Source organism: Cohnella kolymensis (assembly GCF_000829465.1).
In the GTDB taxonomy this organism is placed as follows: domain Bacteria; phylum Bacillota; class Bacilli; order Paenibacillales; family Paenibacillaceae; genus Cohnella; species Cohnella kolymensis.
Genome location: NZ_JXAL01000006.1, coordinates 1 through 13,681, shown reverse-complemented (window position 1 = coordinate 13,681; position 13,681 = coordinate 1). Strand labels below are relative to the sequence as shown.

Genomic DNA, 13,681 nt, shown 5'->3' with positions numbered 1-13,681 from the left:
GGCTGTTTCGGTAACCCGGAACGGCCGTTTTTCATTTGAGATGCATGAAAATATGGAAATGGAGGGAATATAAAGTCAAATACATTCCCGAGGTCTTACTATGCCCCTGTTTAATCGGCTGAAAAAATGGCTCGTCAGACAGCTCGCGAATCCCCCTTCCGACGCTGCATCTGCAGATATTACCAACTCACAGGAACACTCGCATCAAGAAGCAGCCGATCTCGACTCACGTGTTAAATCATTAAAAAAACACCTCGAGCACTGCTCGGATGTCATCTACCACAAGTTCACCGCAGGCCCTGATGTTCCATGTACCCTTGTCTATATGAAAGGGATGGTGGATCTCAAAACAGTGGAGCAAAGCATACTCAAGGAACTCATGTCCTTTGACTCTGCTGAATCTGCGAACCAATTCCGCATACTGATATTCGAGTATAAGCAGATTCCTGTCGCTCAGCAAAAAATACACTTCTCCGTGAAGGATACAGTCCAGGACATCTTGGACGGCAATGCGGTGCTGTTGGTCGACGGGGAGCCGCGAATCCTTTCCCTCACCGCAGTCGGTTACGAGAAACGGGCGATCACGGAAGCACCGAATGAATCCGTCATTCGAGGTCCCCGGGACGCCTTCGTGGAAGACTTGGACACGAACCTTACGTTACTTCGACGGAGGCTTAAGTCTTCATCCTTCAAGGTTGACATGATGATGCTGGGAACAGAAAGCCATACTCAGCTCGCAGTCGCTTATTTGGAAGGCAAAGCCAGGCACGAAGTTGTAGACGAAGTGAAAAAACGTATAAAGGACATCAAAGTAGACGCCATTCTCGGTGCCGGTTATGTGGAGGAACTGATTGAGGATCATCCCTACTCGCCCTTCCCCCAAATGCAGTATACCGAGCGGCCGGACACCGTTACGGCGTCCCTGCTTGAAGGCCGCGTAGCCATACTGATCAACGGGACACCCGACGTTCTTCTTGCGCCGGTGACCCTCTTTACACTCTTGCAATCGGCGGAAGACTACTATCAACGCTACATAGCCGCCACTTGGATTCGTTGGATCCGGTACCTTTTTCTTTTCGTATGCTTCTTACTGCCTTCTCTCTACATTGCGATCACAACATTTCACCCCGATATTATACCCGAGAGATTGCTGGTCACCATTGCTTCTTCAAGGGAAATCGTTCCGTTTCCTACAATGGTGGAAGCCTTTATGATGGAGTTCATCTTTGAAGCGCTGCGGGAGGCTTCCCTGCGTATTCCGAAAGCCATCGGGCAGGCCGTATCGATTATCGGCGCTCTCATCATTGGAACCGCCGCTGTTGAAGCGGGCATTGTGTCGCCCTTTATGGTGATCATCGTCTCCTTAACCGGAATAGCTTCCTTCATTATTCCTCATTACGATTTAGGACTTGCCTTCCGGCTGATCCGGTTTCCCATCATGATTCTGGCCGCCACCTTCGGATTATTCGGAGTTGCCTGCGGACTGATCATGCTCTACCTGCATTTAGTGGAGCTTCGCTCATTCGGGGTACCGTATATGATGCCGATGACTCCGATCAGACCTAACGATCTTAAGGATGTCTTGGTAAGAGCGCCTTGGTGGGCTATGAAAACCCGTCCCTCATTCACCAGCATTGATCTCAGAAGGCAGCGAAAAGTTTCCCGACAATGGACAAGAGAACTTGATGAACCGGAGTGATCCGATAGGATGAGATACTTGTCAAAGCTCCCGCTCTTGGTTCTATTATGTACTCCACTATTGATTCTCGGCGGCTGCTGGTCTTCTGAGGAATTGCATGACCGGGCGTTTGCCAGGGTGATGCTTCTTGATAAAGCGGACAACGGTATTGAGCTCACTCTCGGATTTCCTCTCCCGAATCGCATGTCGTCCGGGAAGGCGGGTGGAGGGGATGCGGGAGGCGCATCTGCCAAGCCTTTTACCTTTGTTACGAAAACAGGCAAAGATATCGGCGATGCTTACCGGCAAATTCAATCGGATGTCCCCCGAAGAATTACATTCGGTCAATTGAGGAACGTTCTGATCGGGAAGAAGCTGGCTCAAGAAGGTGTTCAGCCGATAGCCGATTTTGCCGCGCGCGAGCCCTCTATCCATGTTAACGCCAATCTCTTTGTTACCGAGGGTAAAGTAAAGGATTTCGCCGACATACCCGTTGTCTTCGAAAGATTTCCAACGGATATCTTAACTGCCTATGCGGAAACAAAAATTATCGTCCCGGTCACCATCAAGGACCTGTTGATGTCCGTGTATATCGGCGGGGATCTGGTGCTTCCAAGGCTTGTCTTTAGCAGAAAGGGGGCTGAGTTTGAAGAAAACGGCAATAAATGGATGGGAACGGATGGTTCGGTCATTTTGAGGCAAGGAAAAATGGCAGGTGTTTTGAGTACTCCCGAGACGAGAGCCGCTCTATGGATCTAGGGGAACGTGGAGAATTCGGAATTCAGCGTTCCCTCTCCGAAAGATGGGAAAGATGTCGATTTTCTCGTTTGGGGAGCGAAAAACAAAATAAAACCGCATGTCAATGGAAGCCGGATTAGTTTTACCGTTACATGTAACGCTAGCGCAAGCTACTCGCGACCAAATCCACGATCAATGTCACCGATGTCGAGAGCCTGAATGCGTTGGAAAAAAGTCTTGAGAATCAGCTTGCGGATCGAATCAGCAGCGCCTTTGACGCAACAAAAAGGATGAAATCCGATGCATTCCAACTTGGGAACTACCTGAAATGGCGGTATCCTCAAACATGGAACCGCAATAAAACGGAGTGGAGACAGTTATATGCGGAAAGAGTCATTGTGGAGCCGGATGTAAATATTACTATCAAGTGGTACGGCACGGCGGAGAAGCCGGAATGGAACCGGATCCTGTCTGCGAAGGAGAAGTCCGAATGATCACGATCCTGATTATCTTTTCTCTAATCGCCTATTTCGACTGGCGTTATCTACAACAGAATAAGCGAACGAAACGCGCCGTGATTCGGGTGATGGCGGTGGCCTGTGTTCTTACTCTCGGCATGGAAGCGATCTATCTGCTCAGAGACCGCTGGACGGTAGGCATGCTCATCGAGTCGATATTTTTCCCCTTACAAAAGCTGATCTTCGTGGAGACGCATGAGTAACGTGAAGAGCTCGGGAAGAATTACGCCGCTGCAGGTATATATGTTTTATTCCCAGTTTTTATTTTCCAGCATTATCGGGTTTTTCGTCGCCCCTCTGCTCAGGAACGCCCAATATATGGCTTGGGTTTCCGTTGTTTTGGGAGCAGTCATCGGCCTGATCATCGGTTATTTGTCTTATCGATTATCAATGAAACGGCCGAACAAGCTATTCTGGCAATACGGCCATGAGATCGTGGGCAAATGGATTCATCGTGTGATCAGTTTAATCTTGGTCTTAGTCAGCTTATATGCCGGGGCATTCGTCTTACGGCAGTTGACCGATTTTATGGTACAGATTTACTTGCCGGACACTCCCAACTGGGCGGTTGCGTGGTGTTCGGAATTTGCTTGGCGCGCGGCGTGCGTTCGGGTATAACCACCCTGTTCCGCAGCGCCCAGGGTGTTTTTTTCTTCAGCATCATTTCTGTCGCTTTATTTCCGCTGTTCGCCACTAAAGAATTCAGGATGGATATGGCGATTGGCCTGTTAACAAACGTTAATCTACGCGGCACCTGGAATGGTGCGATGATGGTTGCGGCCATATTCGGCGAGATCGCTTTCGTTGCTTATTTCTTCGCTTATTTTGCTCATCAGCCCAAATTGAAAAAATCGTTGTTTTGGGCAGTGTGCACAGCGGCGGCAGTGATATTGTCCGACGTTATTGCAACCACGTTATTGTTCGGTCCCGAATTGGGTGCAAATTTCACTTACCCGATCCTGGAATTGATCCGTTATGTACATACGGGAGCTTTCCTTGAGAATCTGGATCCGCTCCTGCTCGTCTTTTGGCTGTACAGCATGTTTCTCAAGATCAGCTTCTTGTTATTAACCTCTGTTACAGGTCTGACATACACGCTGGGTCTGAACGACCACAAGCCTTTCGCTTATACGTTAACTGCCTTCGCGGTGGGCTTATCCTTGTTCATGTTCGAATCTACCGCAAATGTAGAGGAAATCACGCGTCACGGGGAATCCGCGTTTCTCCTGCTGATCGATCTCGTCCCCGCGATCTACTTACTTGTAGACTGGCTGCGGTCCATGGGCAGGAAGAAAGATCAATCGCAATCCGCACAGGCAGTTTCATCAAAATAAAATGGATAGAGCAGCAAGTCTTTGCTGGCCTATCCATTCTGCAAGCCCGCCGTGTTAAATGACACACTCCGTATTGCAGACATAGCTAACGGCAGAGCGAGAGCCTAAAGGAATAATCTCATAAAGATAACGCTGGATAAGTTCCTGTTCAATATCTGTAACCCGTGTCGTGGTGCGTATATCAAAATGAAAAGTACCCGTATTGATTTCATATCGGGTAAAAGTGATTTCACCGGTTGAGAGCATGCTATTCATTACTGCAATAATGCCATACTGATCCAGGTTTCTATTGAGGGCCGTTTGTACGATGAGATCCGGTACTTCAAACACTTCAGGAACCCGGTCCTCCCTAATGAAGGGGTAAGCCTTTACTTTAAAGCTGACGTACGGAGCTAAATACCCGGCAGCAAACCGTTGTAAAGAAGCAGCATCTCCTTCCTGCAGCCGCAGCTCCTCGTCCCATGCATAGATCGTCGCCGTATTCCTGGCCGTAGTATGTATTCTTAAGTATCTAAGGTGTGGGTTATGTTGTTTGATCATGTACTCCGATAACAACCGAGTCCCCATGGCCATCACCCCGTGCCCGATATATAAATGTAGAGCTTCCGGTTAACCGCTGATAACCGAAAGCTCTACCTTGCAACCTCTTTGCTATTCAATTGTATGCTTACACTCCCATCTTCAGATTAGACTTGCACGAAATGTCCGTCATGCAATCGGTTCATATTCCAATGAGTTGAACTGCGTCCCCGCATATCCCTTCGGCGAATCATTCACGCCGTGTACCGGCATTCGGATATGCTTCGCTTACCTGGTTCAATGGACTATCCCCTTTCGCTTTGTTGGTTCTCATTATACAATGACGTCCCGAATTGCTCAAATATTCAGAATATTTAATTATCGGAGAAATACTGCGTTTCCCCGGATTTCCGCCGTGTAAGCGTTATCTATCTCCTTTATTCTGCCAATTGCTCCATGGAAGCCGCTTTTACAGTGCGCGGTTTTCTGCCGGCTATAAAAACGCCTCCCAGCACGATGAACAATCCCGTTATTAAGCTCCATGTAATTTCCTCGTTCAACAAGCTGTACCCCCAGATCAGGGCTGTGCACGGAACCAGATAAGTCACCATTGTGGCAAACTCGGCGCTGCCGTTCTGAATGATATAATAAAAGAGGATGTAGGCAATGCCCGATCCGAAAGCGCCCAGTCCAATAATCATCGGAATATTGCTTACAGAGATAAGGTCCGAGTAAGAGACCGTTTCCGTTGCGAAAGCCATGCTTCCGCTGGAGATCATACAGGTCAGCAGGGTTCCGAACGTAATCTGATACATCGAATACCCGGAGAGAAGACGCTTGGACAGCTGGGATCCGATACCATAACAAAGGCTGGCGGTAAGCATGCCGATAAAGCCGATCACATCTACCGAAATGATGGTCTCGGAATTTACTCCAAGCAGAACGATCAGGCCGAACGAGGCGATGCTGATGCCCAGCCACTGCATCTTCGTCGAGACATTTTTGAAAAACAGCATCCCTATAAAAATCGTCCACACCGGTGTCGTAGCATTGAGGATCGAAGCCATACTGCTCGTTAACCGGGTTTCACTGAATCCGATGAACGCCCACGGAATAGCCGTATTGATGAGAGCCATCGCGGCCATCGGAATCCACGGAATCATACGGAGATTGAAGGGCTTGCGGAAAGCGAGCATAATAACAACAACGACAACCAAACCGGCACCCGAACGCAGAAACGCGATCGTCCACGGGCCGAAATCGTTAAGGAGCACCTTGATAAAATAAAAAAGAACCGCCCCAAATGAGACTGAGCAAAATGAGAGCAAAATAAACGAGACGCGGCACGATGAACCTTCTTCCTGATATGAAGTCTGCTCGATAGAAAACATATTCTGTTCCAGCAACATAATTCTAGTATAACCTTTGACGATTTTCATTTAAAATAATTTTCAAGGAGATGTGATCACGTTGAGAGAAGAGCTTCTGAAAAGGTTCACCGCATATGTACAAGTGGACACGCAGTCCGATGAGGACAGCGAGTCATGCCCGTCCACGCCCGGGCAGCTAACGTTGGCCAAGATGCTGGTGGAAGAGCTGCAGTCCATCGGCATGAAGGAAGTCACCATGGACGACAACGGTTATGTGATGGCGACGCTTCCGTCGAATACGGACAAGGACGTGCCGACGATCGGCTTCCTTGCGCACGTCGATACCGCGACGGATCTCAGCGGCGCAGGCGTTAACCCGCAAGTCGTCGACAACTACGACGGCGGCGATATCGTTCTGAACAAGGAGCAGAAAATTGTTCTGTCGCCTGCGGACTTCCCTCAATTGGCCGGATATAAGGGTCAGACCATGATCACCACGGACGGCACGACACTGCTTGGCGCCGACGATAAAGCCGGAGTCGCGGAGATCATGACCGCTATGGAGTATCTCATTCAGCATCCGGAGATCAAACACGGTAAAGTGCGGGTGGCTTTTACTCCCGATGAAGAGATCGGCAGAGGGCCTCACCGGTTCGATGTGGCTGCTTTCAACGCAAAGTACGCATACACGATGGATGGCGGCCCGCTTGGCGAACTGGAGTACGAGAGCTTTAACGCCGCATCGGTGCGCATTACGATTAAAGGTAAGAATATCCACCCCGGATACGCAAAAGGCAAAATGATCAACTCCGGTAAAATTGCGCTGGAGCTCAATCGCAGACTGCCTGCAGACGAAGCGCCGGAACACACCGAAGGTACCAGGGCTTCTATCATTTGCAATCGATTAACGGCAATGTGGAAGAGACCAAGATGAGCTACCTGATTCGGGATTTCGACCGGGAAAATTTCGAGGCGCGCAAAGCGAACATGGCCCGTATCGTCGAAGAGCTGCAAGCAGAATACGGCAAAGATCGCATCATCCTTGATATGAAAGATCAGTACTACAATATGCGCGAAAAGGTCGAGCCGGTGAAAGAAGTGATTGACGTTGCGCATACTGCGATGCTCAATTTGGGCATTCAGCCGGTAGTTAAGGCGATTCGCGGCGGTACGGACGGTGCGCAGCTGTCTTATATGGGACTGCCTACGCCGAATATTTTCGCCGGCGGTGAGAACTTCCACGGGCGGTATGAATTCGTGTCGCTGGATACGATGGAGAAAGCCGTCAATGTCATCGTTGAAATCATTCGGTTGTTCGAACAGAGAAAATAAAATGAAAAGAGCTAACCCTTAAGTTATGCGGGTTAGCTTTTTTCGTTAAACAGATTATTTCTTAGTCAGCCGTTTTAACAAACCAAACGCCGACTTGATTCTTGATCTTCGCAAATTTTCTCGCACATACCGATAATCCGTTAAGATAACCCCCGCATCCCGCATTGCATAAGCAAAATCCTCATCCAGCGCCAACCGGTATTCCCACACTCTTTTCTCCCATGAAGGGATCAGCCTTCGCATCTCCGCATCATCAACTCCGGGATGGATATAGGTCTCGCACACACCCTCAGGCAGATTATAGATCTTATGGATGAGCGACTGTTTAAAAGTGTCGTATGTTTCGCCGTGCTCGACATGGAACGGATGGGACAAAAGATAGTCAGGCATCCCAACCCCAAGAGTGTCGGCAAGCGCCGTCAGTTTGGCGAGGATTTCATCGATTCCGGGAACGGCGGCAAGCATGGTGTCGTTCGGATCCACTTTACGGAACAGTCGAAAAGGCAGCCTTCTGATAGAACACTGCCACAGCACGTACGGAAGGTGACTTCGACCGGTCTCAATACCGTACAGGCTGCCCATATGATTGTCGACGTGCGTGATGTTCAATCCGGCGTCTCTTACGGCTTGGAACTGGGCCGCGATTTCCGCCCTTACATCTTGTGTTTGCGCCTTCTTTTCGAACTCGAGCACCGTCTTGTGCATATAGCCCGTGTCGTCATGGAGTGACTTCCGGCCCGTAAGGCTCCTCCAACGAAGCGCGCTGAATTCGCTGGTCAGAGTCAGATGAAGCCCCACTTTCCCTTCACCTTTGCTGCGCGCCCATGCGGCAGCCTCCTGAAATGCCGGAGCGGGAGGCATAATCGTAGCTGATGATACTTTCCCTTCTTCGAGCAAATGCATAATTGCCGCGTTGGCCGCCTTGCTTTGACCAAAGTCATCGCAGTTCAAGATCAAATATCGCTTCATATCGGCATGCCGGTATCCTGCTTACGATCTGCACTCGGCGTGATCTTCAGAAATAGTGAGGTGACAAAGGAAACGACCAGCAGGCAGCAAGGCACCACGCTGATCAAGTATTTGAAGGTCGCTTCAGGGTTAGGGCCGGGGTTATCCCCGCTTACATAGCCGAAAATCATACCGACCACCCAAAAGGCCAAAGCGGAGATCAATCCGCTCGAGCGCGTGATAAAGCCGGCGACCGCCGTATACATTCCTTCTCTTCTGCGGCCGGTCCTCTCCGCATCCCGGTCAATAATCTGCCCGCTCAGCACAGCCGGCGTTACGAGGAAACCTGCCAGCCCGAACCCGGTAATGACGCCTGCAATTATCCCGCTGTTTAGATCTTGGCCGAACCACAGCGGAATGACCGCGAGCGCATAGAACCCGAGTGACAGCCGCCAACCTGTCACCCCGCCGAATTTCCTTACAATCAGAAACCATAGCGCCACAAGAGGAATGACGGAGACAAATACGGATGCAAACAGTATGGGTACCTGCGACTCCTCTATTTTCAGAACATATTTGGCGTAAAAAGGAATGATGGAACTTAGTAGTCCATTCACGGTTTGAGCAAAGGAATTAGCGATATTGAAAATCCAAAAATCCCTGTTTTTCAACGTTTCACGGAACGCATCTCTGAGCTTTAGCGGCTCATCTTTCCTGGCGTCCTCCTTCTCCCTCACACTTGCCATGCACATCCACATGAACACAGCAAAGACAAGCCCGTAGATGAGCGCCATATTACCGAAACCGAACGCCTTGAAAAGGACGGCAGTCAGCGTGGAACCGATCAGCAGCGCGACAATCTGAAATGCCTGCTGAATGGCCGAAGCCTTGGCTCTCACTTTGTCCCCCCGGAATAATTCCGGAAACAGCGCGCCGTAGTTGACCCATAGAATCGTCGATACGGTTTCATAGAGGATCAATGCGGCGAGGAACCAGATGAAAAGACTCATCCCGCTCATACCTTCCGGTACGGCGAAGATCATCACAAATGTGAGAATGAAAAAGGGCATCGCGGAATAAATCCACGGCTTCCTGCGTCCCCATCGCGTTCTCGTTCTGTCCGACAGGTAGCCGAAAATCGGTTGGTTGACCGCATCCCAAATGAGATAGATGGTTCGCGCGAGTGTGGCCAGACCGACACCAAGTCCAAGTTTCTCAATATAATAGTAGCTGTAATAGGTGCTGAACGCCTGTACGGGGATCATCATGGCCAGCATGCCGAGCGCATAAGTCATCGGGGAATTCAGAAGCGTTTTTTTCATCTGATAATACCCTCCGTACAACCGTCCGTCACCAATGAGGCATTGTCCGGTCATCGGTGACAAGGTCGTCAATATAGTTGCTTGATTTTTCCATATTATCACAAGAGCCTATAAAATAGAACAAGCCGACGCCGTTTCGGCGCCAGCTTGCAATCGTGTGAATCCAGAGTTTATTTTTGCACTTTTACGGTAGTTTGTCCTACAACTAAGTAACCGTTAGCGTAACCGCGGAACTGAAGGACCACTTCAGATCCGGTCCATTTGAAATCGGAACGCTCAAACTTGAATTGTCCGTTTTTCGCTTGGTTGTAGTACCCGTTGTTGCTGCTCAGCGCCTTCACTCCGTTAAGTGTCGCTTTGTTCAAGTCAAAGCCTTGAGTGCTGAACCCGTCAGGCAGATCTACACGCACTGTGAATACGCCGTTATTGCCTTTAATGACTTTAGGTGTGACTTCAATAGTCGCCGCAATGTATACGGTAAGCTGTTTCTTGATCGTAGTCGTTAGTCCGGCTCCATTCGTCACGGTGACAATGATGTTATAGATTCCCGGTTTATCCGGTTTAAACGCGCCGCCGTTAGCGACAACAGTATCCGCGCCGGACTGCGGACCGGAAACCGTCATTTTTTCAACTGCGATCCCTGACAGGTTATCTGTCGCAGTATAAGTCAGTGTTAAGCTCTCGCCTAGACTGTATTCGCCGTTCAAGTTCATCGACACAATCGGGGCTGTTTCATCAATCTTTACGTCAGCTGAGCTGGCCGCTTCGATGTTGCCGGCTTCGTCAATGGAATAGAAGGTTAATTTGTGCACGCCTTCCCCGGTAACTTGGACAGCAGTACCTGCTGCATACTCCGATCCATCGACCGAGTAATACGTTTGTTTTACACCGCTCAGTGCATCCGATGCTTTCAAGCTCACCATGACATCTTCTTTGGACCAGCCTTCAGGTGCATTCGAGGCAGTCACAGGTGCGGTGCTGTCGATTTTCACTTCGGCGGATTGAGCTTTTTCGCTATTGCCCGCTGCGTCCACGGAATAGAAGGAGACTTGGTTTACGCCTTCTTTGTCGATCGTGAATGAAGTGCCTTCCACAAACTCCGATCCGTTGATGGAGTAGAATGTTTTGTCTGTGCCGCTGTGTTCATCCGTTGCGGCAAGCGTTACGAAAGCAGCTTGCTTCGTCCAGCCTGCCGGTGCTTTGAAAGCTGTAACCGGCGCGGTACGGTCGATTTTGACTTCGATGGTTTGAGCTTGTTCGGAATTGCCTGCCGCGTCTACGGAGTAGAAGGTAACTTGACTGATGCCTTCTGCGTCAATCGTGAACGATGTGCCTTCCAAATATGCAGATCCGTTAACGGAATAGAGCGTTTTGACAACGCCGCTGTGTGCATCCGTTGCGCTCAAGCTGACCGTAACATCCTCTTGAGTCCAGCCTTGCAGCGCATTGGAGATCGTCACAGGGGCCACGGCATCGATTTTTACTTCAATCGTTTGAGCTTCTTCCGAATTGCCTGCTGTATCGACTGAGTAGAAAGAGATTCGGTTAACTCCCGCTTGTTCCAGCTTGATCGAAGTTCCTTCAACATAATCCGAACCATTGACAGAGTATAACGTCTTGGCCACACCGCTATGTGTATCCTCAACACTCAACTGCACAATTGCTGCTTTCGACCATTCAGCGGTTTCGCTTGCCCGAGTCACAGGTGCACTTTTGTCAATTTTAACGTCAATCGATTTCACTGCTTCTTTGTTGCCGACTTTATCAACGGAATAGAAGGAGACTTTCGTAACACCCTCTTCAGTAACCGTTAATGAAGTGCCGGCAGTGTACTCTTGGTCATTCACAGCATAATACGTTTCCTTTACACCGGTTTCATCGTCGGTTGCGGTCAAAGTAACGACAGCGTCTTGATTCGTCCAAGCGGCCGGTGCATTCGCGGCTGTGACCGGTGCTGTTGTGTCGATAATCAGTCTTGCCAGAACAATGTTGGACTTGTCAGACTCACCGAATGAGTTGCTGTACGAAGTGACCACATATTCATGATCCGCATAAGTCAGATTCGTCAGCGTGTAGGACAAGTTATTCAAATTCTCGACGAGCAATACGGGTTTTCCATCAACAATCTCATATACGTTGTATCCATTGGCGTAAGTTACAAAGCCCCACGAGATTCGTGCACTCGTATCGCTAAGCAGCTTCAGGCTTGCCACTGGCGGCTGCATGACCGGATAAACGATTGTCTCACTGTAGCGGTTAGAAGCCGCCGATTCACCGAAACGCGTGTTGAAAGCCGTTAATTCGTAATGGTGAGTATCCTCGCTGAGATTGTAAACTTTGTAAGTCAGCGCATTTCCCTTATAAACCAGCGTACGTGTATTGCCGGTGACTTCGTATAGGCGATACTCAGTCGCCCAAGTCACTGTTTTCCATGTAAATGTAATGTTGTTGGCGTTAAAGACAGCGCCCGCCAGCACCGGCGGTTGAACGACCGGCCAGGTGAGGTTGAAATTTACTACAGCAGGGGCAGGAGATTCTCCAAAACGAGTGCTATAGGAATGAATCTCGTAGCTGTAATCTCCTTCCGGCATATTGGTGAAGCTGACAGAAATGCCGGTTTGCGTCTTGACTAACAGTTTTTGTCCTGCGACAACTTGATACACATTATAGCCGGTTGCGTAAGTAGAAGCAGTCCATCTCAACGTGATATCGTTGCCATTCGTGATGGTCGACGTCGGATTAGCCGGCGCTTGCATGATCGGGAACACTAGGGAGAGGCTGACTTCGCTGACTTCAGCGGACTCGCCGAAACGATCGCTGAATGAGCGAACCTCGTATTTATAATCTCCTTCAGGCGAATTGGTAAAAGTCGCTGAAGTGCCGTTCACGGTGGTCTTAAGTACAGGAGCACCATCGATGATCTGGTACACGTTATATTTGTTTGCGTAAGTCGCTGCAGTCCATCTCAAAGTAATGTCATTCCCGTTCGTGACCGACTGTGTCAGATTAGCCGGAGCTTGCATTATCGGGAACACCAATGAGAACGTCAGCTCACTGCCGGAAGATTCTCCGAAGCGGTCACTGAAAGAGTGAACCTCGTAAATATAATCTCCTTCAGGCAAATTAATAAATGTTTTAGAGGTCGTTGTCACCGTGCTTTTCAGGATTGGCTCGCCATCGACGATCTGGTATATCTTGTACGCCGTTGCGTACGTTACGGAATTCCACTTCAACGTGACATCGTTACCGTTCGCAATGGTATGCGTGAAATTAGCCAGGAGAATATAGCTTTGAAGTTCATTCTTACTCAAGCCGTTTCGGCGAGTCCGCAGACGGAGCGAAGCTGACGTTCACTATGGACGGACAAGTCATGCCGGCACCGGCGAGCCTGACGCAAACGATTGCAAACGGCAATGATGTAACATTGAAATGGGCGGCTGTACAATATGCGACAAAATATATTGTGTACCAGGTCATTGACGGAAACAAAGTTCTGAAAAGCTCGCCGACCGGCACTTCTCTTTCTCTGCCAAACCAGGCGGCAGGACAATATACGTTCGTCGTCCATTCCTTCTCCACGCTGTTAGGCGAATCACCGGCCGGCGCGGAAGTCACTTTTGATCTGGTATATCCGACCATACTGGCTCCAGCCAATGTGACATCCAGGATTGTCAATGGCAATGATGTGGTGTTGACTTGGACAGGAGCAGCATACGCCGCTAGTTACAAAGTGTATGAGCTTGCAGGTGATGAAAAAATCCTGAGAAGCACCGTCTCAGCTCTAAGTGCAACATTGCCTAAGCAAGCGGAAGGCGATCACATCTATCTCGTTCACACCGTGAGCACCCGATTCGGAGAGTCTTCGGAAGGAGCCCGGATCCAGGTTACGATAGATCAACAGACTATGCACTCGCTACGTTAC

12 protein-coding genes and 2 pseudogenes are annotated in these 13,681 nt (G+C 49.5%); 9 read left to right on the top strand and 5 right to left on the bottom strand.

Features of this window, described 5'->3' with window-relative positions; translation table 11 throughout:
* Window positions 1-100: 100 nt before the first annotated feature.
* The 7 genes from SD71_RS06065 to SD71_RS06045 are packed head-to-tail and all read left to right on the top strand — an operon-like array spanning window position 101 to window position 4,268.
* A complete protein-coding gene (locus tag SD71_RS06065) occupies window positions 101-1,699 on the top strand; it encodes a spore germination protein (protein ID WP_041061018.1) in 1,599 nt (532 codons plus the stop codon).
* Between the two features lie 18 nt (window positions 1,700-1,717).
* A complete protein-coding gene (locus SD71_RS06060; RefSeq protein WP_152619355.1) occupies window positions 1,718-2,437 on the top strand; it encodes a Ger(x)C family spore germination protein in 720 nt (239 codons plus the stop codon).
* Between the two features lie 6 nt (window positions 2,438-2,443).
* Window positions 2,444-2,635, top strand: coding sequence for a hypothetical protein (locus SD71_RS26155; protein WP_407637523.1), 192 nt, complete (start codon window positions 2,444-2,446; stop codon window positions 2,633-2,635).
* Window positions 2,608-2,910, top strand: a complete 303-nt coding sequence (locus SD71_RS06055) for a Ger(x)C family spore germination C-terminal domain-containing protein (protein ID WP_082034082.1) — start codon at window positions 2,608-2,610, stop codon at window positions 2,908-2,910. Before SD71_RS26155 ends, SD71_RS06055 begins: the two co-directional genes overlap by 28 nt.
* The gene (locus SD71_RS06050) at window positions 2,907-3,137 is read left to right on the top strand and encodes a hypothetical protein (RefSeq protein ID WP_041061009.1); all 231 of its coding nucleotides are present in this window, start codon (window positions 2,907-2,909) and stop codon (window positions 3,135-3,137) included. The genes SD71_RS06055 and SD71_RS06050 overlap by 4 nt, the downstream gene beginning before the upstream one ends.
* 1 nt (window position 3,138) lies before the next feature.
* Window positions 3,139-3,552 (top strand): GerAB/ArcD/ProY family transporter, encoded by a 414-nt coding sequence (locus SD71_RS25490; RefSeq protein WP_052476019.1) that lies wholly within the window; start codon window positions 3,139-3,141, stop codon window positions 3,550-3,552.
* Window positions 3,510-4,268 (top strand): GerAB/ArcD/ProY family transporter, encoded by a 759-nt coding sequence (locus tag SD71_RS06045; protein ID WP_052476018.1) that lies wholly within the window; start codon window positions 3,510-3,512, stop codon window positions 4,266-4,268. The genes SD71_RS25490 and SD71_RS06045 overlap by 43 nt, the downstream gene beginning before the upstream one ends.
* Window positions 4,269-4,322: 54 nt before the next feature.
* On the opposite strand, the gene SD71_RS06040 is transcribed toward SD71_RS06045, so the two are convergent.
* Together SD71_RS06040 and SD71_RS06035 are read right to left on the bottom strand one after the other, a co-directional pair.
* Complete coding sequence (locus tag SD71_RS06040; protein WP_235427017.1) at window positions 4,323-4,808, bottom strand: hypothetical protein; 486 nt, start codon at window positions 4,806-4,808, stop codon at window positions 4,323-4,325.
* A 416-nt stretch (window positions 4,809-5,224) separates the two neighbouring features.
* Window positions 5,225-6,226, bottom strand: a complete 1,002-nt coding sequence (locus SD71_RS06035) for a DMT family transporter (RefSeq protein WP_235427016.1) — start codon at window positions 6,224-6,226, stop codon at window positions 5,225-5,227.
* 31 nt (window positions 6,227-6,257) lie between these two features.
* On the opposite strand from SD71_RS06035, the pseudogene pepT reads away from it, so the two are divergent.
* Window positions 6,258-7,489 (top strand): annotated as a pseudogene (pepT, locus tag SD71_RS06030) (peptidase T).
* 54 nt (window positions 7,490-7,543) lie between these two features.
* On the opposite strand, the gene SD71_RS06025 reads toward pepT, so the two are convergent.
* The 3 genes from SD71_RS06025 to SD71_RS06015 form a co-directional block, all read right to left on the bottom strand.
* Window positions 7,544-8,458 (bottom strand): polysaccharide deacetylase family protein, encoded by a 915-nt coding sequence (locus tag SD71_RS06025; protein ID WP_041061003.1) that lies wholly within the window; start codon window positions 8,456-8,458, stop codon window positions 7,544-7,546.
* The gene (locus SD71_RS06020) at window positions 8,455-9,759 is read right to left on the bottom strand and encodes an MFS transporter (RefSeq protein ID WP_041061000.1); all 1,305 of its coding nucleotides are present in this window, start codon (window positions 9,757-9,759) and stop codon (window positions 8,455-8,457) included. The genes SD71_RS06025 and SD71_RS06020 overlap by 4 nt, the downstream gene beginning before the upstream one ends.
* Before the next feature lie 170 nt (window positions 9,760-9,929).
* Window positions 9,930-13,070, bottom strand: a complete 3,141-nt coding sequence (locus SD71_RS06015; protein WP_052476016.1) for an OmpL47-type beta-barrel domain-containing protein — start codon at window positions 13,068-13,070, stop codon at window positions 9,930-9,932.
* Between the two features lie 44 nt (window positions 13,071-13,114).
* On the opposite strand from SD71_RS06015, the pseudogene SD71_RS06010 reads away from it, so the two are divergent.
* Window positions 13,115-13,681: pseudogene (locus SD71_RS06010) on the top strand (OmpL47-type beta-barrel domain-containing protein); the annotation flags it as partial.